The organism is Phytopseudomonas dryadis (assembly GCF_004327355.1).
GTDB classification, from domain to species: Bacteria; Pseudomonadota; Gammaproteobacteria; order Pseudomonadales; family Pseudomonadaceae; genus Aquipseudomonas; species Aquipseudomonas dryadis.
This window is the reverse complement of the sequence record NZ_QJUM01000016.1, coordinates 79,041-101,761: the sequence shown is the minus strand read 5'-3', so window position 1 is coordinate 101,761 and position 22,721 is coordinate 79,041. Positions and strand designations below refer to the sequence as shown.

Genomic DNA, 22,721 nt, shown 5'->3' with positions numbered 1-22,721 from the left:
GTTGTCCTCGTCAGTTGACCAGCGCAAGCGAAATCGCCGGAACGAAGGTGATCAGCATCAGGCCCAGCAGGCGCACCCCGTAGAACGGCGCCACACCGCGCGCCACTTCGTGCACCGGCTGCTTGGAAATACCGGCCATGACGAACAGGTTGAGGCCGATGGGCGGCGTGATGGTGGCGATCTCGACGTTGGCCACCATGATCACGGCGAAGTGGATCGGGTTGATGCCCAGGTGCGTGGCGATGGGGAACAGCAATGGCGCGGTCAGCACGATCAGGGCGATGCCGTCGAGGAACATGCCGAGGATCAGCAGGATGCAGTTGGCCATGAGCAGGAACTGCCAGGGGCTCAGGTCCATGGCGCTGACCATTGCCACCAGGCTGGCCGACACGCCCATGCGCGCCAGGGCGAAGCCGATCAGGCTGCCGCCCATGACCACGGCGAAGATCATGGTGGTCTGCAGCAGCGAATCGCGGGCCACGTCCCAGATACCGCCCAGGGTCACGCTGCGGTACACCACCAGGCACAGGAAGGCGGCGTAGGCGGCGGCGAAGGCCGACACTTCGGTGGGCGTCAGGTAGCCGGTGTAGATGCTGCCGAGGATCAGCACCGGCATCAGCAAGGCGGCGCCGGCGCCGGGCAGCCTGCGGCTGAAGGCGCGCCAGTCGGCCCGCTGGGCCTGGGCGCCGTAGCCGTTGCGGCGCGAGAAGAACATCACCGCGATCATCAGCAGGCAGGCTTCCATCAGCCCCGGCAGCACGCCGGCGATGAACAGCTGGTCCACCGGCAGGCCGACGATCGAGCCGATCAGGATGAAGCCCAGCGACGGCGGAATCATCAACCCCAGGGTGCCGCCCACCGCGACGATGGCGGCGGAAAAACGCGGCGGATAGTTCTCCTTGGTCAGCCCGCCGACGGTCGAGGAGCCGATGGCCGCCGCCGAACCGACGCTGGAGCCGGACACCGCGGCGAAGAACACGCTGGCGATCATCGCCGTCAGCGCCAGGCCGCCGCGCACCGCGCGCACCACGCTGCCGACCAGCTGGATCAGCAGCTCGGCGATGTTGCCGCGCATCATCAGGTTGCCGGCCAGGACGAACATCGGAATGGCCATCAACGGGTAGCTGTTGATGGACTTGAAGGCGGTCTGGGCGATGACGGTGGTCGGCACGCCGGCGACGAACAGGATCAGCCCGGTGGTGACCAGCCCGAGGGCGACCGCCACATGGGTGCCGATGGCGAGGAACATCAGCATCGTCAGCAGAGCGAGAAGTAACAGCATGACGGCGCTCCTAGAGTTGCGAACCGGTGATTTCACCGTTGCCGAACGGATCCCGGCCGCGCAGGGCGAGAATCAGGCAGCGCAGGTAATAGGTGAGGAACAGCAAGGCCCCCAGCGGCATGACCATGAACAGCAGCCACAACGGCAGATCGAGGTTCGATTCGGTGACCATGCCCATGCTGTAGTAGCGCTTGACCTGGGGCAGCGCGGCGTAGAACAGCAGGCTGCAGAAGCCGATGCCGACCAGGCTCGACAGCACCAGGCAGGCCTTCTTCAGCGCGGGCGGCAGGCGCTCGACCAGCATCTCGGTGCGGATGTGGTTGCCGGCATTGCCAGCGGCGCCCAGGGTCAGGAAGAACGCCCAGACCATCAGGTAGCGCACGCTTTCCTCGGCCCAGAACGCGCTGCTGCCGACGGTGGCGCGCAGCACGCCCTCGTAGAGCATCACCGCGATGGCCAGCATGAACATGCCGGTGGCGACGTTGAGCAGCACCTTGCGCTCGAACAGCAGCCACAGGTTGCGCCGCTGCGGCTTGACCACCAGCGAGGCGTCGCCGAGCACCTTGTCCGCCGGCTTCACGGTCGAAGGATGGACGCTCATTGGCCACACCTCTTCGCGATGGCCTGCATCGCCGGCAACACGTCCGGATGGGCGGCGGCGAAGGTCTGCTTGTTCGCCTCGGAAACCTGTTCCCAGCGGGTGATTTCCTCGGGCGTGGCGGTGTGGAACGCCAGGCCCTGGGCGGTCATCTTGTCGATCAGTTGCTGATCCTCGACCACCACCTCCTTCCACTGCTTGGCGACGATCTCGTCCATGCTGCCGGTGATCGCCTCCTGCTGCGTCTGCGGCAGGGCGTCGAACCACGTCTTGTCGACCACCACGGCGTAAGTGCTCAACGAGAAGTTCGGCACGTACCAGGCGTACTTGCCGGTCTTGCCGATCATCTCGGCCCAGCCGGCGGCGGAGGTGAAGACGCCATCGATGGCGCCCTGGCCGAGGGCGCTGCTCATTTCCGAGGCGGGCATCGACACCGGGCTGGCGCCCAGGCTGCGGATGGTGTCGAGGAACACCCGGCCGCCGATCACCCGCACCTTGGCGCCCTTCACGTCCTCGAGCTTCCGCACCTCGCGGTTGGCGAACACGAAGAACAGGTCGGCGGCGCGCAGCAGGCCGAGGATCTTCAGGTTGCGCGGCTCGATGTAGGACGACATCAGCTCGGTCAGGCCCTTGGCGTAGCACTGGTCGGTCATCAGCTCGTCGGTGAGGGTGAACGGCAGGTTGATGGCGCCCAGGCGCGGGTCGATGGTTTCGATGCGCACCGCCACCGGCCAGACCATCTGCACCGCGCCCGTGCCGAGCGCGGCCAGGGCGTCCTGGTCGTTGTACAGCTGGGAGGAAGGGAAGACCTTGACGTCGATCTCGCCGCCGGTGCGCTTGCCCACCAGCTCGGCGAACTGGTTCATGTAGCCGGTCTTCCAGTGGCTGGCCGCCACCTCGTTGGGCAGCACCAGCTCCTCGGCCAGGGCGGCCGGGGTGAAGGCCGCCAGGGTGCAGGCTGCGGCGGATGCCGCGATGACGCGCGTTAGCATGGACATGGTATTTCCTCGTATTTGTTGTTGTTGAGGAACGTCGGTACAGCGTGAGCGATGGAAGGGAATCAGGGGCAGCGCAGGCTCAGTAACCCGCCGCCTCGTCGAGGGTGTTGCCCTCGCGTTTCTGGATCAGCACGTTGCGCTCGAAGGTCATGAACACCGTGCCGTCGGCCTTGGTGCCGGTGGTCTTGACGGTGATGATTCCCTGATTGGGCCGCGACCTGGATTCGCGCTTGTCGAGCACTTGCGAAGCGGCATAGATCGTGTCGCCGGGAAACACCGGCGCGGTGAGCCTGATATCGGTCCAGCCGAGGTTGGCGATGGCCTTGCCGCTGACGTCCGGCACCGTCATGCCGAGCACGATGGCCACCGTCAGGCCGCTGTTGACCAGTGGTTTGCCGAATTCGCTCCTGGCCGCATAGGCCGCGTCGCAGTGCATTGGATGCAGGTTCATGGTCAGCAGGGAAAACTGGATGTTGTCGCTCTCGGTGATGGTGCGCCCGGGGCGATGCTCATACACGTCGCCGATCTCGAAATCCTCGAAATAGCGGCCGATCTGCCCGCGATAACGCTGCTCGCCAATCTGCTTGACGCTCATGGAGGGAACTCCTTCTTGTTGTCCGACGATCGATGCTCGTCTTGGTTATCATGTTGTCCGGACAACAGGATAGGAGATGAAAAAAGTTCTTGCCAAGCCACAGCGTTGTCGACGGCCCGGAAAAGGGCCTTTCGCGGGGGCCTGGCGCCAAATGGCGATGGCTCTGCGCCAGGGATTCCAGCGGGATAAAACCGTTCGTCGGATTGGCTCTGCCAGGGATTCGGGCACACAAGCCTGCAGCGTCACGCTCCCCAGGCTGGGGATGCCTGATGCCGATCAGATAAGGTTTATTGCGCAGAGCACGCTTTTTGTAGGAGCCGGCTTGCCGGCGATGCTGTCTTTCACCCAGGCATTTTTCGTACAGAACCTAAGCTCTGGAAGCAAACACGCCAGGGCTCTCGAGCTTCACGTAATCGACGAATGCCCGCAACGGCGCGGGCAACAGTCGGCGCCCCGGGTAATACAAGAAACTCACCCAGCAGGACTCCAGCACGGGCGTCAGGCGACCGTCATCGAAGTATCCGCCCTGATCGACAGCCTCGCAGCCGACGGGATCGCCTACGTGCCCTTCTTCCCGCCAGGTGGTTTCAGCCCGTTGCAATCGAGCGTGCTCGACGAGGTCGCGACGGCATTGAACGCCACGCCCATGCAGGTCGCCATCGCCTGGCTGCTGCAACGCTCGCCGAACATCCTGCTGATTCCAGGTCACGCACTTGCAGCAGAAGCTGGCGGCGGCGAGCGTGGAACTGCCGGCCGATGCCGTGTCGCGACTGGATGGACTGATGGAAAAGGGCTGACCGCTCCAGGCCCCGAACGCTGGAAAAAGGACACGGATTCATTGTTGGACGGCACCTGCAGCCGACAAGAATCCGTCCTCGTCAGAGCGCCAGGCTCAAGCGCATCGCGTCGTAGATGGCGGCATGGATATCCCGGCTGTTCACCGCATCGCCGATGCGAAAGAGCTGGAAACGCCCGGCCGGGTTGCGCTCGATACGTTGCGGGCGCAGCGCGACGAAGGCGTCGAGATCCAGTTCGCCGGCGTTGCTCGCGTATTCGCGTAGCGAAAAGTACAGATCGTCCAGGGGCAAGGTGCCGTGTTCGACCACCACATGGTCGACGATGCGCTCGCGCGCACATTCGCCATAGTCGTCGTACAGGCTGACCTTGAGGCGGCCGTTGTCGCGCTGTACGGCGGTGACCCGGTGAGCCAGGGTCTGGCGCACCGCGTGCCGGGCGAAGGCACGCAGGTAGGGCGGCATGTTCAGCCCGCCGACATCGGGACCCATGCTGCGTTCGCTGGTCATGTATTCCAGGCGGACGTCGGGCTGCCCGCACAGCAGCTCTCCGGCACTCATGGCCTGGTGGCCGCCGTGGTAGTCGAAGACCAGCACATCGCCGCGTGGCTTCACCGCGCCGGTCAAGACGTCCCAGGTGGTCGAGACGAGTTCGCCGCCGGCTTCGAGGAAATCCGTATTGGGCAAGCCACCGGTGGCGATGATCACCACATCCGCGTTTTCAGCCAGCACCTCGTCTTGCTGGGCGAAGCGGTTGAAGTGAAAGCGTACGCCCAGACGCTCGCACTCGGAAACGCGCCAGTCGATCAGGCCGATGAGTTCGCGCCGGCGCATCGGCAGCGCCGCGATGCGGACCTGGCCGCCGGCCTGATCGGCCGCTTCCAGCACAGTCACCCGATGCCCACGCTGCGCCGCGACGCGGGCGGCCTCCAGTCCGGCCGGCCCGGCCCCGACGACCAGCACCTGGCGGGCGATGGCGGCTTTTTCGGTGATTTCGTGGGGCAGCGAGGTTTCCCGTCCGGTCGCCGGGTTGTGCAGGCAGTGGGCCTGGCCGGAAATATAGATGCGATCGATGCAGTAGCTCGCCCCCACGCACGGGCGGATGCGCTCTTCCTGGCCGGCGGCGACCTTGGCCAGCAGGTACGGGTCGGCCATCTGCGGCCGGGTCAGGCCCACCAGATCGACGAAGCCTTCGCGCAGGGCGTGGCGGGCCGTCGCCACGTCGCTGATGCGTGCGGCGTGCATCACCGGAATCGACACGACGCGCTTCACCGCACCGGCCAGTTCGAGGTGCGGGGCACTGGGCGTGCCCATGCCGGGGATGACCTTGGACAGGGCGACCTCGCTGTCGATGCGGCCCTTGATCACGCTGATGAAGTCGATGCCGTGATCCTGCAGGGTGCGGGCGATGCTCAGCCCCTCCTCCCGGCCGAGGCCACCCGGCGTGTCGTCCTCCACCACCATGCGGATGCCGACGATGAAGTCCTGCCCGACCGCCTTGCGCACGGCATCGACCACCTCCAGGGAAAAACGCATGCGCCCCTCGAGGCTGCCGCCCCATCGATCGTCGCGGGTATTGGCCGGCGGCCAGAACGCATCCAGCAGATGGCCGTAGGCTTCCAGCTCGACACCGTCCAGGCCGCCGTCCCGGCAACGCTGGGCGGCGCTGGCGTACTGCCCGATGATCCGCGCCAGATCCCAGTCTTCGGCTTTCTTGGTGAAGCTGCGGTGGGCCGATTCGCGGCCATGGGTCGGCCAGATCAGGGGCAGCCAGTCGCCAGTGAAGTTGCTGCCGCGCCAGCCCAGGTGAGAGATCTGGCACATCAGCGCACTGCCGTGCGCGTGCACCGCGTCGCTCAGTTCGCGAAACCAGGGCACGATATCGTCCCGGTAGATTTCCAGGTTGCCGAACGCCGGCGGGCTGTCCGGGGCGACGATGGCCGAGCCGCCGAACATGTTCAGGCCAACGCCGCCGCGGGCCTTTTCCACCAGGTAGTCGCGGTAACGCCGCTTCGGCAGGCCGGCCTCGCTGTAGGCCGGCTCGTGGGAGGTGCTGACGACGCGGTTGCGCAGCTGCAGGTGACGGATCGCATAGGGCTGGAGAAGGGGGTCGTTGTGCATGATGGCATCGCTCTCGCGGGCACGCGGCCGACCTGCCCCGGACACCAGGCAGGCGAACGCCTGCTGGCTCAGGGTTGGCTGTTGGCAACGGCCTTGGCCGGGAACAGGGCGGCGAAGCGCTGCCGGTGCTCGGCGTAGTAGTCGTCGATCACCTGCTCCTTGCCGCGGGTCTGGGCGGCGAGCTGCATCGCCTCCAGATCCGCCAGCGGGATCGAGAACGCCGACAGGAAGCCGGCGACCTCCGGCTCATCCTCGCGAAACCCCGCACGGCCCACCATGTGGATCTGCTCGGTGCCGCCGAACACCTGCCTGGGGTCTTCGAGGTAGCGCATCTGCCATTTGGTGAACATCCAGTGCGGATTCCAGGCATTGAGGATGGCCCAGTCGCCCTTGCCGTAGACGCGGCCGAACTGCGAGATCATGCCGGCCTCGGAGGACGGCAGGACCGTGTAGCCCTTCAGGCCATAGGCTTCGATGGCCTGGCCGGACAACACATACTGCGAGGTGCCCGGCGAGGCCGCGAGGATGGTGCCGGCGAAGCGCTCGGCGACGCCAGGCTTGTTCAGGTCGTCGATGGACGACACCTCGTCCTTCGGGATGAAATCCGGAATCGCCCAACCGATCCGGCCTTCGTAGATCACCCCCAGATCCTGCAGCTGATCGCCGTACTTGTCCCAGTAGCTCTTGTGGGTGTTGGGCAGCCACACCATCGGGATGACATCCACGCTCTTGCTCACCAGCCCCTGGAACTGGATGCCGATCTCGGCCATGACCAGTTTCACCGGCCGCTGCGTCTGCTCCTGGATAATCTTTGCGGCGAGTTTGGCGGAGATTTCCGCGTCGTCCCAGGCCACCCAACCGATGGTGATCGGTTTATCGCTGGCCGTGGCGGGCATCGTGAGGCCGCCAGCGGTGACGGCGATCGACGTCATCGAGGCGTAAATCCAGCGTCTTACCAGGCTCATGTGCATCCTCCCGAGATGGTTATTGGTATCGCTTTTGCACAGGCAGGGAGATGAAACAAGGGTGTTACCACGGCTGGGCGGAGGTCTTCGCCTCCGTCACGGCCATGGAGCCACGAGCGGCGGGTGGCGACAAACGATTAATCGGCTGTGTTCGGATAACCTCAGGTAATGGAAAAACTAAGACGACGCCTTCCCTCCCTCACCGGACTCGTGGTGTTCGAAGCCGCGGCACGACGCCTGAGCTTCACCTCGGCCGCACGGGAAATGTGCATCACCCAGGCGGCGGTGAGTCGTCAGGTGCGCCAGCTCGAGCAGCACCTCGGCCAGGCCCTGTTCCTCCGCGAACACCGCAGCGTCAGCCTGACGGCGGCCGGCCAGCGCCTGTACGAAGCCGTCGGGCAAAGCCTGGAGCGGGTCGCCCAGGCGGTCGAGGACATCGGTACCGGCAGTTACGGTTCGCTCACCGTCAGCGCCACCATCGCCTTTTCCACCTTCTGGTTGATGCCGCGGCTGGAGGCCTTCCGCAGCGAATATCCGCAGATCGGCATTCGCCTGATGGCCCTGGACCGAGAGGTCGACCTGCGCGGCGAGAACATCGATGTCGCGTTCATCAGCGGCGACGAAGGGCAGGGCCCCGGCGTGCGCATGCAGCGGCTGTTCGATGAAGCCATGGTGCCGCTGTGCACCCCCGGCTTCCTGCGGGCACCGCTGAACGGCCCGGCGGATCTGCTCGATGCGCCGCTCCTGCACCTGGATCGGGAGCACTGGCGCTACTTCAGCTGGCCCATCGTCGACTGGGCCGACTGGCTGGAGCAGGCCGGCTACGAAGGCCCGCTGCCCAGGCCCCGGCTGTCGTTCAACAACTACTCGCAGCTGATCCAGGCCGCCCTCGACGGCAAGGGTATCGCCCTGGGCTGCGCCGGCATGCTGCAGGACTACCTCGCCGACGGTCGCCTGATACGCCCCCTGACGCCGGAATACCGCAGCGCCCGCGGTTACTACCTGGCGTTCAACGAACGCGGCGCCAATCCGGCCGGGGTCCAGCTGTTCGCCGACTGGTGGGCACGCGCGGCCCCTGCGGGAACTGCGTAAGGCGCAGTTGGAAGCGCCCGGTGCCGGCGGCTCAATGCAGCGGCGAAAAGCGCGCCGGCAGGTACGCGCAGGATTGCATGGTGGTGAGCTGCGGCCCCGAGTTTTCCGGTGGCCAGACGCCATCGGCCACCGCCCGGGTGCGCACGTCGAGGCGTTGTTCCAGGCTGGCGTAGGGCCAGATGTGCAGGTAGCGCGGCAGCGCCCCCGAGGTGGCGTAGAAGGCCGCGTACACCGATGAATAGTTCGCGCCGGTACGCGGCCCCACGGCCTTCTTCCAGCCATCCAGGGTCGGCTGCAGGCCGGACGGGATCAGGCGGTACTCGCGCAACTCGTAGAAGGGCCCGTGGGCACCGGGCGCCAGCGGTTCGAGGAAGGGGAACAGGCTGTAGTCGTCGACCTGCATGTCGAGCAGCAATTCGCCGATACCGAAGGCGTCGGCAGCCAGCAGATAGCGCTCACGCTCGGCCTGACGCAACTGTTCGCTGGCAAAGCCGCGCAGCAGGGCGATGCGGTTCTGCGGGCCGATCTCCGAGAGCCAGCAGCCCATCAGCTGCACCCCCGCCAGGCTGTCGGCCAGGGCCGTCTCGATGCGCGCCAGCGCGGCGGCGGGGGTGCGCACGCGCACGGTGAAGGTGATCAGTTCGTACAAGCGCATGTGCTACTCCAGTCGCTCAGCCGCGCAGTGGCGGGCCGCATGTTGAAGGTCAGCCACTCGGCCGACAGCTCGTCGATGTCCGGGCAGCCCATCAGGTTGAGCGTGCGCCGCAGTTCCTCGGCCAGCAGGTCGAGGGCCCGCCCGGCCCCGGCTTCGCCGGCCACCGCCACGCCATACAGGCTGGCCCGCCCGAGCAGCACGGCATCGGCGCCCAGGGCCAGGGCCTTGACGATGTCGCTGCCGCGGCGGATGCCGCCATCGAGCAGCAACGCCAGGCGACCGCGCGCCAACGGCGCGATCAGGCGCAGGGCATCGAGGCTACTCACCGCCCCGTCGAGTTGGCGCCCGCCATGATTGCTGATCACCAAACCGTCCAGCCCCAGGGCGATGGCTCGTTCGGCATCGGCTGGATGCAGCACGCCCTTGAGCAGCAATTGCCCGGTCCACTGGTCACGTAAACGGGCCAGGGCGTCCCAGTCGAGCAGGCTGTCCATCTGCTCGCCGATGAATTGCATCGAGCCCAGGGCGGTACGCTCGCCCTCGGGCAGGTAAGGGTCGAGGTTGCCCATCGACGGCAGGCCATGGGGCCACATCACCTGGCGCAACCAGCGTGGGTGACGCAGAACTTCCAGTTTGTTGGCCAGGCTGAGCTGGCGCGGCCGCACGAAGTTGCGCCTATCCCACTCGCGATTGCCCAGCACCATGGCATCGCTGGTGAGCAGCAGGGTGCTGACACCGGCACGCTGGGCACGGGCCAGCAGATCGGCCTGGATCGCCGCGTCGCGCATGGCGTAGAGCTGGAACCACAGGTCGACGCCCGGCACCTGGCGGACGATCTGTTCCAGCGCGGCATTGGCCACCGTGCTCAGGCAGAACGGCACGCCACGGGCGGTGGCGGCGCGCGCCAGATGGATATCGGCATCGCGGTGCAGCATGCCGTTGTAGCCGGTGGGGCCGATCAGCAGTGGCAGCGCGGCAGGCTTGCCGAACAGCGCACGGTCTGTTTTCGCTGCATGGCAAGGCACCAGCGCGCGTTGCTGCAAACCGACCTCGGCATAGGCCTGGCGGTTGCGCTGCAGGGTCAGTTCATCCTCGGCGCCACCGGCCAGGTATTCCCAGGCGAAATGGGGCAGACGCCGACGCGCCAGTGCTGCCAGTTCGGCAATGCTGTGGACGCGACGCAGATCGCTGCCGCGGTAGTAACGACGCATATCTCGATCCTCGGCGATACCCGCGGTATCGCCCCGATGTAAAAAGCCCGGGGGGAGCACCCCGGGAGAAGGAGCAGGAAACTCCATAAACAAGCGCGCTAGGCGGTTGCCTCCTGCGCGGCATAAGGGCGGTTGCGGCTGATGCTCAGCAGGGTCAGGGTGGTCACCGCACTGAAGAACACCAGCATCAGCGCCACCGGCCAGGCATCGCGGTACACGGCGAACAGCGCGGTGGCGGCCAGGGGCGCCAGGCCGCCGGCGAAGATCGAAGCGATCTCATGCCCCATGGCCAGACCGGTGTAGCGCACATGGGTGGGGAACAGTTCGCCCATCAGCGCCGGCTGGGTGCCGATCATCGCCGCGTGGCTGAACGGCAGGCCGAGCAGCAGGGCCAGATAGACCAGCGACGGCTGGTGCGTGTCCATCAGCCAGAAGAACGGGAAGGCGAACAGCGCCAGGCTCACCGAGCCGATGGCGTATACCGCGCGCCGGCCGATGCGATCCGACAGCCAGCCCCAGAACAGGATGCTGAAGGCCTCCGCGGTCATCGCCAGCATGACCCCGACCAGCACCACCTGGGTCGACAGGCCGGTGAACTTGGCATAGGCCATGGAGAAGGACAGGAAGATGTAGGCGCCACCGTTCTCCGCCACGCGCAGGCCCATGGCCTGCAGCACGGCCCGGGGATGTTCGCGCAGCACCTGCAACGCCGGCGGGTGGGCGGCGGGGGCGGCCTGCGCCACGCTGTTCTCGAACGCGCGACTCTCCGGCAGGCGCCGGCGGATATAGATGCCGACGCCGAAGATGAGGATGCTGAGCAGGAACGGCAGGCGCCAGCCCCAGCTCATGAAGTCGTCCTCGGGCAACATCTGCACCAGGTAGAACGCCGCGGCGGAGAGCACGAAACCGCCGGACACGCCCAGTTGGCTCCAGGCCGCGTAGAAGCCGACGCGCCTGGCCGGGGCGTTCTCGCTGAGCATCAGCACGCCGCCGCCCCACTCGCCGCCCGAGGCGATGCCCTGGACGATGCGCAGGATCACCAGGCTGATCGGCGCCAGGTAGCCGACCTGTTCGAAGGTCGGCAGCAGGCCCATCAGGAAGGTGGCCACGCCCATCATCGACAGGGTGATCACCAGGGCGTTCTTGCGCCCATGGCGATCGCCGATATGGCCGAACACCATGCCGCCCAGCGGGCGCGCGACGAAGCCCACGGCGAAACCGGCGAAGGCGCCCAGGGTGCCGATCACCGGGTCGGTGCCGGCGGGAAAGAACAGCGGCCCGAACACCAGGGCGGCGGCCGTGCCGTAGAGAAAGAAGTCGTACCACTCCAGGGCGTTGCCGAGTACCGAGGCGACGACGATACGGCGCATGGGCGTGCCAGCCTGGGCGGTGCGTGCGGGACGGGTCATGCTGCGCTCCTGAACGCGGTGGGCGGCCTGGCCGGCCGCTCACGCGAGGGACAATCCAATGGCCGGCGGCGAACCGCGCGGCCGGCAGGCGGAAAGGACGCCCGAGGCGCCCTTGGCCGGGCTTACCAGAAGTTCCAGGTGTAGGTGGTGGCGAAGCGGTACTCGTCGTAGTCGCTGCCGTACTTCTGCTTGGTGTTGATGTTGCGCAGGTCGAAGCCGAGCCCCTTGAGCGGGCCGTCCTGCAGCACGTAGGTGAGGTAGATGTTGCGTTCGCTTTCCTCGTTGTCGGACAGGCCGGCGCCGCGATCCCAGTGGGTGCCCTTGGTGTAGCGGGTATACAGCTTCAGGCCCGGTACGCCCCAGCCGGCGAAGTCGTAGCCGTAACGCACCGACCAGGAACGCTCGCCCGGACGCACGAAGGCCAGGGACGACCAGTTCACCAGGTACGGGTTGGGGATGTAGCCGTTCATGGTCGGGAACACGCTGTCGCCGAGCATGCGCTGGTAGCTGGCGCCGAACATGTGGTTGCCCTTGAGCAGGGTGAACAGCGCGCCGTAGGAACGGTTGTCCACTTCACCGGCGAGGGCGTCGCCATCCTCGTTGTTGTTGAAGTAGCGCAGGTCGGTCTTGAGCTTGTAGCCAGCGCCCAGGTCGGCCATGTGCGCCAGGCCGAAGTAGTGCTGTTGGTAGATATCGTGCAGCACGCCGTAGAAGTAGCTGGCCTGCAGGTTCTTGGTGACGTCGTAGGTGGCGCCGCCGAAATCCAGGCCATCGCTGTCCAGGTTGTCGGTCGAGCCCCACTTGTAGAGCTTCTCGTGGTCGCTCGACTCGCGGGTGACCGCGGACCAGAAACGCCCGCCGGTGAGGGTCAGGCCCTCCAGCTCCTTGGATTCGACTACCGCGCCCTGGTAGATGGTATCCAGCTGGCGGCTGGCGTCGTTGTAGGCGATCGGCAATTGCGGACGGTGGTCGCCGACCTTCAGTTCGGTCTTCGAGTAGCGCATCTTGAAGGTGGCGCCAGCACGGCCATAGTCATCCGCCAGTTTCTGCTCGGCCACGCTGTAGGGTAGCGATCCGTCATTGCCCGAGCCGTCCAGACGCACGGCGTACTGCGCGTTGGCATCCACACCGAAGGCCAGCGGCGTGTCGGTATAACCCGAGGTGAATTGCAGATCGAAGCCCTGCGACCAGCTGTGCACCGAGGAAACCGGCGCATCGTCATGGGTGAAATTGCGGTGCAGGTAGAAGTTGCGCATGTCCAGTTTCAGGTGACTGTCTTCCACCAGATCGGCCTGGGCCAACCAGGGCGAGAACAATCCGAGCACGCAGGGAACTTGCAACACGCGGACAATCGACTTATCGCGGAACATAGGGATGTTTCCTTTGTTTTAATGCACCGAAGTGCAGTGGGAGCAGATTAATGGCGCAAACATCGAACATTGGCAGTCAATCTGGGTCGTTGTTGTTATCAACCACTTTTAATAAACAAAAGTCGAAACCTGGCCGTCTCTTCCACTGCGGAAGATGGGCCATTTAATTATTCTTATCGAACCGCTTGATTCGTCAGCAGGCGGCCTTGGAGGCCTCGCAGAGCCTGTGATAAGCGCGATTGAAGTACACCAGCCCCTCTTCGCTGGCACCCTGTTTGATCGTCAATACTTCGCAATAGAAGATACTGTGCGAACCCACTTCGTGAACCTGGTCAATACGGCAATCGAAGTTGACCAGGGCTTCATCCATGACCGGAGAACCACTTTCCAACGTGCTCCAGGGCGTGGTGGAGAAGCGCTCTTGCATACTCAGGTTTCTATTCGCGAACGTGCCCGACACCGCCTGATGGGTGCCGGCCAATACATTCACGCAGAGCACCCTGTTGGCCTTGAAGTGGGCATTGGAAAATGACGAACGATTCATGCACACCAGCAGGGTGGGCGGCGAGTCGGTGACACTGCACACCGCCGAGGCGGTGAAGCCGAAACGTCCTGCCGGGCCGTCGGTGGTGATCACCGACACGGCGCCACCGAGTCGGGCCATGGCGTTGCGGAAGCCGCTTACATCGACCATTGTTCTGCCTCCTCAGATATCCAGAACCAGCTTTTTCGATTTGGCGCGAGAGCAGCAGACCAGGATCTGGTCGTTGGCCGCTTTCTCGTCGTCGGTGAGGTACACGTCGCGATGATCCGGCTCGCCTTCGAGCACGTCGCACAGGCAGGTGCCGCAGATGCCCTGCTCGCAGGAAATCTCGATCTTGATGCCGACGCCTGCCAGCGCCTCGAGGATGCTCTGCCCTTCGCCGACCTGCACCGTCTTGCCGCTGCGCGCGGCGACCACTTCGAAACTCTCGCCGCTGCTGTCCACGTCCACCTGGAAATACTCGCGGTGGATATGGTCATCGGCATAACCGTGCTTCAGCGCCTCGCCGATCACCCAGTCCATGAACCCGGACGGGCCGCAGGTGTAGAGGTGCACGCCGGCTTCGGCCTGGCCGAGCACGGCGTCCAGATCGAGCTTCTGCGCGGGCGCTTCATCGTCGAAATGGGTGTGCACGCGCTCGGCGAAAGCGGCCCCCCGCAGCTCGTCGAGAAAGGCGCTGCGGCTGCGCGAACGGCCACAGTAGTGCAGCTCGAACGCCTCGCCCCTGGCATGCAGCGCATAGGCCATGGCGATCATCGGGGTGATGCCGATGCCACCGCCGATGAGGATCGAGCGCCTGGCATCGCTGGCCAAGGGGAACAGGTTGCGCGGCGCGCTGATCTCGACCTCGGCGCCTTCCAGCAGGGTGTCGTGCACGCCCGTGGAGCCGCCGCGCGAGGCCGGGTCCCTGAGCACGCCGAGGCGGTACACGGCGTTGTCCGCCGGGTCGCTGCACAGCGAATACTGGCGCACCAGGCCGGGGGCGATGTGGATGTCCACATGGGCGCCGGCTTCGAAGGCCGGCAGCGTGGCGCCGCCCAGCGGAATCAGGTCGAGGACGACGACACCGTCGCCCTGCAACTGGCGCTTGTGCACCTGTACCTTCAGGAGTTGTTCAGTCATCTCGGGCTCACCCGTATTGCACGCTTCAGGAGCCGGCGCCGAGCGCCGACATTCGTTATTAATCGTTTCCCGGTCTTATGCCGGGACTCATTACCAGAGCGTGTTCACGACCTTGCGAGCTAGAGCCAAACAAGGAGAAAGCGGCCGAGGAACGGACTGGGCTCGCATTCGAGTTTACGAATGTAAATGAGCATTCCGAGGTCGTTTTCGACGCCGTTTGGCCGACGCGCAGCTAGTCGTGTACAGGCTCTCAGCGCATGAACAGGCCGCCGTTTACATCCCAGGTCGCCCCGGTGGTGAAATAGGCCTCCGGCCGCGCCAGTTGCACCACCAGGTCGCCGAGGAAATCCGCATCGCCCAGGCGCCCCACCGGAATGTTGGCGAGCATGCCGGCCATGCGCTGCGGCGGTACCGCCGCGTGCACCATGGGCGAGTCGATCGGCCCCGGGGCGATGGCGTTGACCGTCACGCCATTGGCGGCCAGCTCCTTGGCGAAGATCTTGGTCAGGGTGACGATGGCGCCCTTGGACGCGGCGTAGTGCGCGCCGGTGGCGGTACCGCCGTTCTGCCCGGCCAGCGAGGCCATGTTGACGATGCGTCCGTAGCCGGCCGCCGCCATGTGCGCGCCGAACACCTGGCAACCGACGAAGACGCTGCGACTGTTGAGGCTCATGACGCGGTCGAATTCTTCCGGGCTGATCTGCATGACCGGCGTGGTCAGGGTCATCGCCGCGTTGTTGACCAGCACCTGCAGGGCGCCGAAACGGGCCAGGGTGGCGGCCAGCGCCGCCTCGAAATCGGCCTTGCTGGCGACGTCGAGCTTGAGCGCCAGCACCCGTTCGCCACTGGCATCCAGGGCCTCGGCCGCGGCCTGGGCGCGCTCCAGAGAGAGGTCGGTGATGACCACCGCGTAGCCGGCGGCGAACAGCCGGCCGGCGATGGCGTAGCCAAGCCCCTGGGCGGCGCCGGTGACCAGTGCGATCTGCGTCATGGCCGGGCCCTCAGAGGATGTAGCCGATGCCCGCGAGGGTATCGTCGGAGTTGATCAGGCGGATCAGCTTGCGCTGGATCTTGAAGCTCTCGCCGCTGCGCTGCAGTTCGTACACGGTGTCCGAGCTGTAGTGCTTGAGCACGTCCTTGCGGAACTCGCGCAGGTTCTGCGCACAGCGCACGGTGACGAACTCGCCGTCGTTGAACAGCACGCGGAACCGCGAAATGCTGCGCACGGTACGCGGCCGCGGGCTGGTGGAGATCGACTCGCCGCCGATCAGGCGCTGCACGCGCAGCTCGCGCATGTGGGCGTCATCGTAGGCGTAGTTGAGGCTGTTCTCGAAATCCTCCTCGCTCGGGTCGATGGGGATGACATAGGTGCCCTTGTCCGCCCACAGCGCCAGCCAGGCGTCGTATTCGTCGTGGTCGAGCATGTCGCCTTCCTGCCAGATGAAGGCGGTGACTTCCTGAAGCAGTTGCAGATTCATTTTCGCGTTCTCCATCGGTCAGGCCGACATCATCTTTTTCCACTGCTGGTACGCCGCGCGCATGCCGGTCTCGGCGGACACGTCGCTGACCCGCCCGTCCTCGCTCGGCTTCTCGCCGGGCAGGCCGCGGTTGAGCATGATCCACAGGTCTTCGCCGGCACTGGCGCCCTTCTGCACGCGCTCCCAGGCTTCGGAGTCGTCCGGCGTGCCGAAGCCCATCGGGCCCTGGAAGTGTTCGTGCAGGCGCAGGCGGTAGCGGTTGGCCACGGCCGGGCCGCCGTCCATGGTGATCACCGCGTGGTGGATCTCCGTCTCGTTGACCGAGATCGGTTGCAACACGCGGAAGAACGCCATCGAGCAGGCGACGTTGGGGAACAGGTTGAGGTTGAAGCCCGAACCACCGACCGCGCGGACGATACGGCGCACCTGCCGTTCCTCGATGCCTTCGTCGCGCAGTGCCTGGGCCAGGGTTTCGAAACGAGCGGGAATCGGCGCCTCGAGGTTGGCTTCCAGGTCGATCAGGTCGGGAATCATGACCATCACGCTGTGGCCGTTGCCGAGGTCTTCGACGTAGCCGGAGCCGTCGACGAAGTCGAGCATGTCCATGGTCTGCTGATCCACCGAGTGCAGGAACGACTTGTGCACCAGCGGGAAGTGGTAGGCGTCGGTGGTGTTTTCCAGCTGGATCTTCCAGTTGCCGGGGAAGCGGAAACGGTGCTCGCCCGGCACCTTGATGCCGTAACCGGCGCCCTGCTTCATGAACAGATCCATCCACTTCTTCGCCGGGCCGAGGAAGTCCACCAGCGGCTCGATGTCGTCCTTGAAGGTGGCGAACAGCATGCCGGCGTATTCCTCGACCCGCAGGCTGACCAGCGGCAGCTCGCTCTTGTCCAGGCAGTCGCCGTAGCTGTCCGGGTGCGGAATGCCGCGCAGCGAACCGTCCAGGGCGTAGCCCCAGCCGTGGTACGGGCAGACGAAGCTGTTGGTCTTGCCCTTCTTGTGCTCGCAGACGGTGGCGCCGCGGTGGCGGCAGCGGTTGAGCAGCACGTGCACGGCCTTCTTGCGGTCACGCACCACGATCACCGGCTGCTTGCCGATGTAGGTGCTCTTGTAGCTGCCGGCGTCGGGGATTTCGCTGACGTGGGCGACCCACACCCAGGTGCTGTAGAAGATCTTTTCCATCTCCACGTCGAACAGTTGCGCGTCGGTGTACAGCGAGGTGTGCACACGGTCGGCCTGCACCAGTTCGGCGGGGTCGCATTCCAGGTTCACGGCTTCGATCAGGTTGTTCACGGTTGGCTCCTCGTCGGCTTGTCTGGCCGACTGCATAGAAAATCTCGGGTCATTGCCCCGGCTTGGCCGGAACCGGCAGCTGGGCCTCGCTGTTCCACGCTTCCACCGGGCGGCTGAACAGGTTCTCGGTCTGGAAATGCGCCATGCGCCATTGCCCGTCCTCCTCGGCGAAACGCACGCTCAGGCGCGCCGCATTGAGGTGCGAGGCGCCGCTGGCGAAGGTCGAGGTCTGCAACATCACCCAGCTACCCAATGCGCCTTGCGCGGTCACCTCGATCAGCTCGCTGGTGAGAAAGTGCACGTTGAGGGCGAAGTGCGCCGGGGTCTTCATGTAGGTGGCGAACATCGCACCGATCGCCTCGCGACCGCGGTAGCCACCGAAGGCGCCGGCGTACTTGGCGCCCTTGCCTTCCCAGACCGCATCGGTGGTGAACAGGCCGGCCAGCTGGTCCAGCGGTGTGCTGGCGTCGAGGGCGTCGCACAGCGCCATGTAGCGGTTCATGCAGGCGCGAACGGCGTGCTCGGTTTCGAAGCGCTCGAGGCGCGCTGCGAGGTCGGCGATGCGGGCTTGGTCGGACATGGCGGTCACGCGCGCTGGATGATCAGTTCGCGGCCGGTACGGGCCTCGACCTTGGCGTAGCGCCACAGCTTGTAGGTGCCTTCACCCACCGGCGTGCTGCGGAACAGGTTGCAGGCGGCGTGCACGGTGTCGATGTCCGGCACATCGGCCAGCAGGTAGGTGGTCCAGGGGTAGCCGCTGCTGGGTCCGACCATGCTCTGGTCGTCGTCCATGTTGCCGAACACCTTGACCCCGGGCAGGTCGTGGATGCCGTTCCACATGGCGCTGAACGCCGCCCAGACTTCCAGTTGCTCCTCGCGCGGGGCGTCGAAGAAGTTCTGGTTGATGCCCATGCAGAACAGCACGCGCAATGGTTTTTTCTCGCTCATGATTGGCTCCGGAAACGGGTCAGAGGTAGCCCGGCAAGGGCTGCTTGCCGAAGAAGATGGCGCCGGCATTCTGGTAGGTGACGTCGCCCATGAAGGCGTGCTGGGTGACCACCTGGGCGTCGTTGACGCAGCGCGCCAGCGGGCTGCTGTTGTAGATGCCGGTCATGCCCGAGAGCATCTGCGCGGTACGCGCCACGTCCGCGGCGACCCGGGTGGCGTGGGTCGAGGACAGGCGCAGCAGGTTGGTCTGTTCGCTGGACACCGGGTTGCCGGCCAGCACCGACTGCCAGGCGTCGTCGATGGAATCGAAGAAGAAGGCCCGGGCCGCCCGCAGCGCGGCCTCGGCCTTGGCGATCTCGACCTGGGCCAGGGGCCGCTCGGCCAACGCCGGCGCGCCGGTTACCGAGACGCGCCCGGCGGCCATGTCGCGCAGTTCGTCCAGCGCGGCCCGGGCCACGCCGAGCCCGACCACGGAAAGCACCTGGGTGGCGAAGGACAGCGACGGGTAACGGAAGAACGGCTCGTCGAGGTTGGCCGCGCCACCGCGCACGAAGGTCCATTGCTCGGGCACCACCACATCCTCGACCACCAGGTCGTGGCTGCCGGTGCCGAGCAGGCCGACGGTGTCCCAGGTCTGTTCGATGCGCGCCTTGCTCTGCGGCATCACCGCCAGGCGTGGCAGATCCAGCTTGTCGCCGTTCTTCGGCGCGATGCCGACCCCCACCAGCGAGGCGCCCATGCAGCCGCTGGAGTACTTCCAGCGACCATTGACCCTGAAGCCGCCGGCAACCGATTCGGCCGGCTGCGGCGGGAAGATGCCGCCGGCGAAGACCACGTCCGGGCCGTTGGCATAGACCTGGCGGATGGTGTCCAGCGGCAGCGACGCCAGGTACACCGGGCTCATGCCGAAGCTGGCGACCCAGCCGGCGGAACCGTCGGCCTTGGAAATTGCCTCGACCATGGCGCAGAACTCGCCCGGCGAGCGCTCGTCGCCGCCGAAACGCCGGGGCACCAGGGCGCGGTATACGCCCAGGGACTTGAAGGCATCGATCACGTCCTCGGCGATATGGCCGAGGCGGTCGAACTCGCCGCTGCGCGCACGCTGCTTGATGGCGACGAGCAGGTCGGCAAAGGCCTGGTTGTCGGTGATGGCGGCAGGCGACCCGTTGCCGGCCAGGTTGAGCGAAGTCATGACAGGCTCCACGATCAGAGAAGGTTGGAATCGAGACGCCGCAACAGTTCGCCGGCGACTGCCAGAAGCAGTTCGTCGGCGCCCTTGGCGGCGATCAGTTGCAGGCCGACCGGCAGAGCGGATTCCCCTGCGAAGGGAATGCTCAGCGCCGGGTGGCCGGAAAGATTGAACGGCCGCACGAAGGCCGTCATGCCCAGCACCGCGCGGGTGTCCGCCGCCTCTTCGAGACGCAGCGGGTAGTCGGGCATGGTCGGCAAGGCCAGAACCGGGAAGCGCTTGAGCGCTGCATCCACCTCGGCGGTAAAGTTGGCGCGCACCTGTTCGGCGGCGGCCAGCGCCGCATCGCTGGTCTGCCCGGCGGCCCGCAGGCGGCCGGCGACATCCGCGGCGACCAGGCCGGTCTCGAGCAGATGCCCGCAGGCGTTCCAGGTCTCGCGGTTGATCACCACCATGCCGGCGTCATAGGCCGCCGACATGCTCGCCAGCAGCACCTTGCCCTGCACCAGGCCGCTGGCAGCCAGCACGGCGTCAATCGCGCGCCGCACCTCGGCAGACGCCTCGACGGCGATCACCCCGATGCGCAGATCGGCCACCTCGGGCAGTGGCTGAAAAGAGGGATCGATGGCCCGCATCGCCTCGACCAGCATGGACAGGCTGGCCGCGAAGGGACCGACACAATCCAGGCTGCTCTGGGCCGGCATCACGCCACGACGATCGATACGGCCGAAGGTCGGCTTGAGACCGAACACGCCACAGCAGCAGGCCGGAATGCGTACCGAACCGCCGGTGTCGGTGCCCAGGGAAAAATCGCAGAGCCCGGCGGCCACGGCCGCGGCCGAGCCGCTGGAGGAACCACCGGGAATGCGTCCCGGATAACGCGGGTTCTCGGCAGTGCCGGCGTAATGGTTGATACCCGTGGTGCCGTAGGCCAGCTCGTGCAGGACGGTCTTGCCGACGATGCGGCAGCCGCTGGCCAGCAGGTTGTCGACCACCGCGGCGTGCTGCGGGGCCGCTGCGGCATCCTGCAGGGCACGGCTGGAGGCACGGGTCGGATAGCCGGCGATATCGATGGTGTCCTTCACCATCACCGTCGGGCCGGTCCCCCCCAGCGTCATCTGCTCGATCACCATCGTCATGCCCATGCACCTTCTCGAACGTTACTGGCGTGGCAGCACGAGGCCGCCGATTCGCTAAATCTAAAATCGTCACAATTACGTGAATTGTCAATTGAATTATCCGAAAAATATTTCTGTTCAAATTGGTGCAATTTTCACGCAAAAGCACCAGGACTGTGCAGATTGGTAACGCGTGGAAAAACCCATCACCGAAACGGAAATATAAAAATAAATCCTTAAAAAACAACAATATGAATTAAATAAAAACAGAAACCCCGATCATTCAAGGGTGTTACCCGGCTAATTTTCCAGCGCATGGCCCTATCGCATCAGGGCCATGAGCAACAAAAAAATCATGCTTTTTCAGCTTGAAAATTTGTCGATTTTTTAGTGGTTTTTTGACCTAAAAAACAACAAAAAACCGGACTTAAATCACTGTTTTTGTTCACGATGCGGGCGCTGCGGGCGCATTCGGGATTCACCTTTTCCGGGCCCGGGAAGGCGACGAACAGCACGGGCGCACTCCTGGTGCAGGCCAGGTTCTGGCATGCAACCTGCAATTTCGCCTGCAGCGCACCGACCGCCGTTCGACGCGGGTGCGGTGCTTCGCCGGTGCCTGGCGCCGTGCGCAGCACGACATTACGAGAGGCGATGCCGGTACCTGCGGGTACGGCCGTTCAGCCCGTTTTTAGCCCTGCACCCTGGAGTACGACATGCTGTTCAAGAAAGCTGTGTCCACCCTGATGTTGAGCGCGCTGTGCGCGTCATTGGCGGCTCAGGCCGATGTGAAGGTCGGCGTGATCACTTCCTCGACCGGGCCCATCGCCCTGGTCGGGATTCCACAGAAGAACAGCATCGCGCTGATGCCGACCCAGGCCGGCGGCGAGACCATCCGCTACATCTCCCTGGATGACGCCAGCGACCCCACGGCCACGGTCAAGGCCTTCAAGAAGCTGCTCGACGAAGAGAACGTCGACGCCATCATCGGCCCGAGCGGCTCGCCCAACGCCATGGGCGTGATCCAGTTCGCCGCCGAGTCGGGCACGCCGATGCTTGCGCCGGTGGGTACCGCGGCCGTGGTGCTGCCGATGAACGAGCAGAAGAAGTGGGTGTTCAAGACCACCCAGAACGATGAGCTGATCGCCCAGGCGCTGACCGAGCACATGGTCGAGAACGGCGTGAAGACCCTCGGCCTGGTCGGCACCGCCGACCCCTATGGCGAGAACTGGGGCAAGGTGATGAGCGAGCTGGCCGCGCAGAACGGCATCAGGATCGTCGCCAACGAACGCTTCCAGCGCCAGGACACCTCGATGACCGGGCAGAGCCTGAAGATCATCGCCCAGCGCCCCGACGCGGTGCTGGTGGCGGCACCGGGCAGCTCCGCGGTGATGCCGCAGACCACGCTGTTCGACCAGGGCTACAAGGGCCAGGTGTACCAGACCCATGGCGCCGCCCTGCCGGCCTTCCTGCAACTGGGCGGGCGCAAGGTCGAGGGCACCATCCTCGCCGCCAGCCTGATGCTGGTGATCGACGAAGTGCCGGACGATCACCCGTCCAAGGCCGTGGCGCGCCAGTACATCGACGCCTACACCCAGCTCAATGGCCGCGAGCCTGCCACCTTCGGCGCCAATGTCTACGACGCCGGCCTGTTGCTGGAACAGGCCATCCCCAGCGCCCTGGAAAAGGGCAAACCGGGCACCGCCGAGTTCCGCGCGGCGCTGCGCGACGCCCTGGAACAGACCCACGAACTGGCCGCGACCCAGGGCGTGTACAGCATGAGCCCCGAGGATCACAGCGGCTTCGACGAGCGCGGCCGCGAGCTGATCACCGTCAAGGGTGGCAAATGGGTGCTGCTCAAGTAACCCCGCAGCCGCTCCCCGGCCGGTGCCGGGCACCGGCCGTACGCTAAGACGCCTGGCATGTCCGTCCCGGTTCTCGT

The 22,721-nt window shown here is 65.5% G+C and carries 22 protein-coding genes; 2 read left to right on the top strand and 20 right to left on the bottom strand.

Annotation, left to right across the window (positions count from 1 at the left end; translation table 11 throughout):
* Positions 1–10: 10 nt before the first annotated feature.
* From DNK34_RS14870 to DNK34_RS14840, 6 genes are all read right to left on the bottom strand, one after another.
* Complete coding sequence (locus DNK34_RS14870; protein WP_131175807.1) at positions 11–1,282, bottom strand: TRAP transporter large permease; 1,272 nt, start codon at positions 1,280–1,282, stop codon at positions 11–13.
* A gap of 10 nt (positions 1,283–1,292) precedes the next feature.
* On the bottom strand, positions 1,293–1,883 hold the full coding sequence (locus DNK34_RS14865; protein ID WP_131175806.1) for a TRAP transporter small permease: 591 nt from the start codon (positions 1,881–1,883) through the stop codon (positions 1,293–1,295).
* A complete protein-coding gene (gene dctP, locus DNK34_RS14860; protein WP_131175805.1) occupies positions 1,880–2,878 on the bottom strand; it encodes a TRAP transporter substrate-binding protein DctP in 999 nt (332 codons plus the stop codon). Before dctP ends, DNK34_RS14865 begins: the two co-directional genes overlap by 4 nt.
* Positions 2,879–2,957: 79 nt before the next feature.
* Positions 2,958–3,473 carry a MaoC family dehydratase gene (locus DNK34_RS14855; protein ID WP_131175804.1) on the bottom strand — a complete coding sequence of 172 codons (516 nt, stop codon included), beginning with the start codon at positions 3,471–3,473 and terminating at the stop codon, positions 2,958–2,960.
* A gap of 878 nt (positions 3,474–4,351) precedes the next feature.
* Positions 4,352–6,388, bottom strand: a complete 2,037-nt coding sequence (locus tag DNK34_RS14845) for an NADH:flavin oxidoreductase (RefSeq protein ID WP_131175803.1) — start codon at positions 6,386–6,388, stop codon at positions 4,352–4,354.
* A 68-nt stretch (positions 6,389–6,456) separates the two neighbouring features.
* The gene (locus tag DNK34_RS14840) at positions 6,457–7,353 is read right to left on the bottom strand and encodes a glycine betaine ABC transporter substrate-binding protein (protein WP_242675333.1); all 897 of its coding nucleotides are present in this window, start codon (positions 7,351–7,353) and stop codon (positions 6,457–6,459) included.
* 213 nt (positions 7,354–7,566) lie between these two features.
* Between DNK34_RS14840 and DNK34_RS14835 the strand changes: the two genes are divergently transcribed.
* Positions 7,567–8,445 (top strand): LysR substrate-binding domain-containing protein, encoded by an 879-nt coding sequence (locus tag DNK34_RS14835; protein WP_207390807.1) that lies wholly within the window; start codon positions 7,567–7,569, stop codon positions 8,443–8,445.
* A 31-nt stretch (positions 8,446–8,476) separates the two neighbouring features.
* Here DNK34_RS14835 and DNK34_RS14830 read toward each other — a convergent pair whose 3' ends face one another.
* The 14 genes from DNK34_RS14830 to DNK34_RS25455 all read right to left on the bottom strand — a co-directional run bounded on the left by DNK34_RS14830 (position 8,477) and on the right by DNK34_RS25455 (position 21,297).
* Positions 8,477–9,100, bottom strand: coding sequence for an NIPSNAP family protein (locus DNK34_RS14830; protein WP_131175801.1), 624 nt, complete (start codon positions 9,098–9,100; stop codon positions 8,477–8,479).
* Positions 9,082–10,311 carry an alpha-hydroxy acid oxidase gene (locus DNK34_RS14825; RefSeq protein ID WP_131175800.1) on the bottom strand — a complete coding sequence of 410 codons (1,230 nt, stop codon included), beginning with the start codon at positions 10,309–10,311 and terminating at the stop codon, positions 9,082–9,084. The genes DNK34_RS14830 and DNK34_RS14825 overlap by 19 nt, the downstream gene beginning before the upstream one ends.
* A 98-nt stretch (positions 10,312–10,409) precedes the next feature.
* Entirely contained in the window at positions 10,410–11,720 is a 1,311-nt protein-coding gene (locus tag DNK34_RS14820; RefSeq protein ID WP_242675208.1) for an MFS transporter, read from the bottom strand.
* A gap of 122 nt (positions 11,721–11,842) precedes the next feature.
* The gene (locus tag DNK34_RS14815; protein ID WP_131175799.1) at positions 11,843–13,090 is read right to left on the bottom strand and encodes an OprD family porin; all 1,248 of its coding nucleotides are present in this window, start codon (positions 13,088–13,090) and stop codon (positions 11,843–11,845) included.
* Between the two features lie 193 nt (positions 13,091–13,283).
* Positions 13,284–13,784, bottom strand: coding sequence for a flavin reductase (locus DNK34_RS14810; RefSeq protein ID WP_131175798.1), 501 nt, complete (start codon positions 13,782–13,784; stop codon positions 13,284–13,286).
* Positions 13,785–13,796: 12 nt separating this feature from the next.
* Complete coding sequence (locus DNK34_RS14805; protein ID WP_131175797.1) at positions 13,797–14,756, bottom strand: PDR/VanB family oxidoreductase; 960 nt, start codon at positions 14,754–14,756, stop codon at positions 13,797–13,799.
* 250 nt (positions 14,757–15,006) lie between these two features.
* Positions 15,007–15,747, bottom strand: a complete 741-nt coding sequence (locus DNK34_RS14800) for an SDR family NAD(P)-dependent oxidoreductase (protein ID WP_131175796.1) — start codon at positions 15,745–15,747, stop codon at positions 15,007–15,009.
* Positions 15,748–15,757: 10 nt separating this feature from the next.
* Complete coding sequence (locus tag DNK34_RS14795) at positions 15,758–16,234, bottom strand: aromatic-ring-hydroxylating dioxygenase subunit beta (RefSeq protein WP_131175795.1); 477 nt, start codon at positions 16,232–16,234, stop codon at positions 15,758–15,760.
* An 18-nt stretch (positions 16,235–16,252) separates the two neighbouring features.
* Positions 16,253–17,527, bottom strand: coding sequence for an aromatic ring-hydroxylating oxygenase subunit alpha (locus DNK34_RS14790; protein WP_131175794.1), 1,275 nt, complete (start codon positions 17,525–17,527; stop codon positions 16,253–16,255).
* A 49-nt stretch (positions 17,528–17,576) separates the two neighbouring features.
* A complete protein-coding gene (locus DNK34_RS14785; protein ID WP_131175793.1) occupies positions 17,577–18,107 on the bottom strand; it encodes a nuclear transport factor 2 family protein in 531 nt (176 codons plus the stop codon).
* A 5-nt stretch (positions 18,108–18,112) separates the two neighbouring features.
* Entirely contained in the window at positions 18,113–18,475 is a 363-nt protein-coding gene (locus DNK34_RS14780) for an IacB protein (protein WP_131175792.1), read from the bottom strand.
* 19 nt (positions 18,476–18,494) lie between these two features.
* Positions 18,495–19,667 carry an indole-3-acetate monooxygenase gene (iacA, locus tag DNK34_RS14775; protein WP_131175791.1) on the bottom strand — a complete coding sequence of 391 codons (1,173 nt, stop codon included), beginning with the start codon at positions 19,665–19,667 and terminating at the stop codon, positions 18,495–18,497.
* A gap of 14 nt (positions 19,668–19,681) precedes the next feature.
* On the bottom strand, positions 19,682–20,803 hold the full coding sequence (locus DNK34_RS14770) for an amidase (protein ID WP_131175790.1): 1,122 nt from the start codon (positions 20,801–20,803) through the stop codon (positions 19,682–19,684).
* Between the two features lie 332 nt (positions 20,804–21,135).
* Positions 21,136–21,297, bottom strand: a complete 162-nt coding sequence (locus DNK34_RS25455; RefSeq protein ID WP_165497316.1) for a hypothetical protein — start codon at positions 21,295–21,297, stop codon at positions 21,136–21,138.
* A 198-nt stretch (positions 21,298–21,495) separates the two neighbouring features.
* Here DNK34_RS25455 and DNK34_RS14765 point away from each other — a divergent pair, with 198 nt between their 5' ends.
* On the top strand, positions 21,496–22,644 hold the full coding sequence (locus DNK34_RS14765; RefSeq protein WP_131175789.1) for an ABC transporter substrate-binding protein: 1,149 nt from the start codon (positions 21,496–21,498) through the stop codon (positions 22,642–22,644).
* The last annotated feature ends 77 nt before the right edge of the window (positions 22,645–22,721 follow it).

What these genes read in the sequence shown, in the direction of transcription:
- DNK34_RS14805 (WP_131175797.1), bottom strand. Translation starts at nt 14,756, where the DNA reads ATGACTGAACAACTCCTGAAGGTACAGGTGCACAAGCGCCAGTTGCAG.
- DNK34_RS14770 (WP_131175790.1), bottom strand. Translation starts at nt 20,803, where the DNA reads ATGACGATGGTGATCGAGCAGATGACGCTGGGGGGGACCGGCCCGACG.
- DNK34_RS14865 (WP_131175806.1), bottom strand. Translation starts at nt 1,883, where the DNA reads ATGAGCGTCCATCCTTCGACCGTGAAGCCGGCGGACAAGGTGCTCGGC.
- DNK34_RS14845 (WP_131175803.1), bottom strand. Translation starts at nt 6,388, where the DNA reads ATGCACAACGACCCCCTTCTCCAGCCCTATGCGATCCGTCACCTGCAG.
- DNK34_RS14810 (WP_131175798.1), bottom strand. Translation starts at nt 13,784, where the DNA reads ATGGTCGATGTAAGCGGCTTCCGCAACGCCATGGCCCGACTCGGTGGC.
- DNK34_RS14870 (WP_131175807.1), bottom strand. Translation starts at nt 1,282, where the DNA reads ATGCTGTTACTTCTCGCTCTGCTGACGATGCTGATGTTCCTCGCCATC.
- dctP (WP_131175805.1), bottom strand. Translation starts at nt 2,878, where the DNA reads ATGTCCATGCTAACGCGCGTCATCGCGGCATCCGCCGCAGCCTGCACC.
- DNK34_RS14840 (WP_242675333.1), bottom strand. Translation starts at nt 7,353, where the DNA reads ATGAGCCTGGTAAGACGCTGGATTTACGCCTCGATGACGTCGATCGCC.
- DNK34_RS14785 (WP_131175793.1), bottom strand. Translation starts at nt 18,107, where the DNA reads ATGTCCGACCAAGCCCGCATCGCCGACCTCGCAGCGCGCCTCGAGCGC.
- DNK34_RS14825 (WP_131175800.1), bottom strand. Translation starts at nt 10,311, where the DNA reads ATGCGTCGTTACTACCGCGGCAGCGATCTGCGTCGCGTCCACAGCATT.
- DNK34_RS14780 (WP_131175792.1), bottom strand. Translation starts at nt 18,475, where the DNA reads ATGAGCGAGAAAAAACCATTGCGCGTGCTGTTCTGCATGGGCATCAAC.
- DNK34_RS14830 (WP_131175801.1), bottom strand. Translation starts at nt 9,100, where the DNA reads ATGCGCTTGTACGAACTGATCACCTTCACCGTGCGCGTGCGCACCCCC.
- DNK34_RS14795 (WP_131175795.1), bottom strand. Translation starts at nt 16,234, where the DNA reads ATGAATCTGCAACTGCTTCAGGAAGTCACCGCCTTCATCTGGCAGGAA.
- DNK34_RS14765 (WP_131175789.1), top strand. Translation starts at nt 21,496, where the DNA reads ATGCTGTTCAAGAAAGCTGTGTCCACCCTGATGTTGAGCGCGCTGTGC.
- DNK34_RS14820 (WP_242675208.1), bottom strand. Translation starts at nt 11,720, where the DNA reads ATGACCCGTCCCGCACGCACCGCCCAGGCTGGCACGCCCATGCGCCGT.
- DNK34_RS14855 (WP_131175804.1), bottom strand. Translation starts at nt 3,473, where the DNA reads ATGAGCGTCAAGCAGATTGGCGAGCAGCGTTATCGCGGGCAGATCGGC.
- iacA (WP_131175791.1), bottom strand. Translation starts at nt 19,667, where the DNA reads ATGACTTCGCTCAACCTGGCCGGCAACGGGTCGCCTGCCGCCATCACC.
- DNK34_RS14800 (WP_131175796.1), bottom strand. Translation starts at nt 15,747, where the DNA reads ATGACGCAGATCGCACTGGTCACCGGCGCCGCCCAGGGGCTTGGCTAC.
- DNK34_RS14815 (WP_131175799.1), bottom strand. Translation starts at nt 13,090, where the DNA reads ATGTTCCGCGATAAGTCGATTGTCCGCGTGTTGCAAGTTCCCTGCGTG.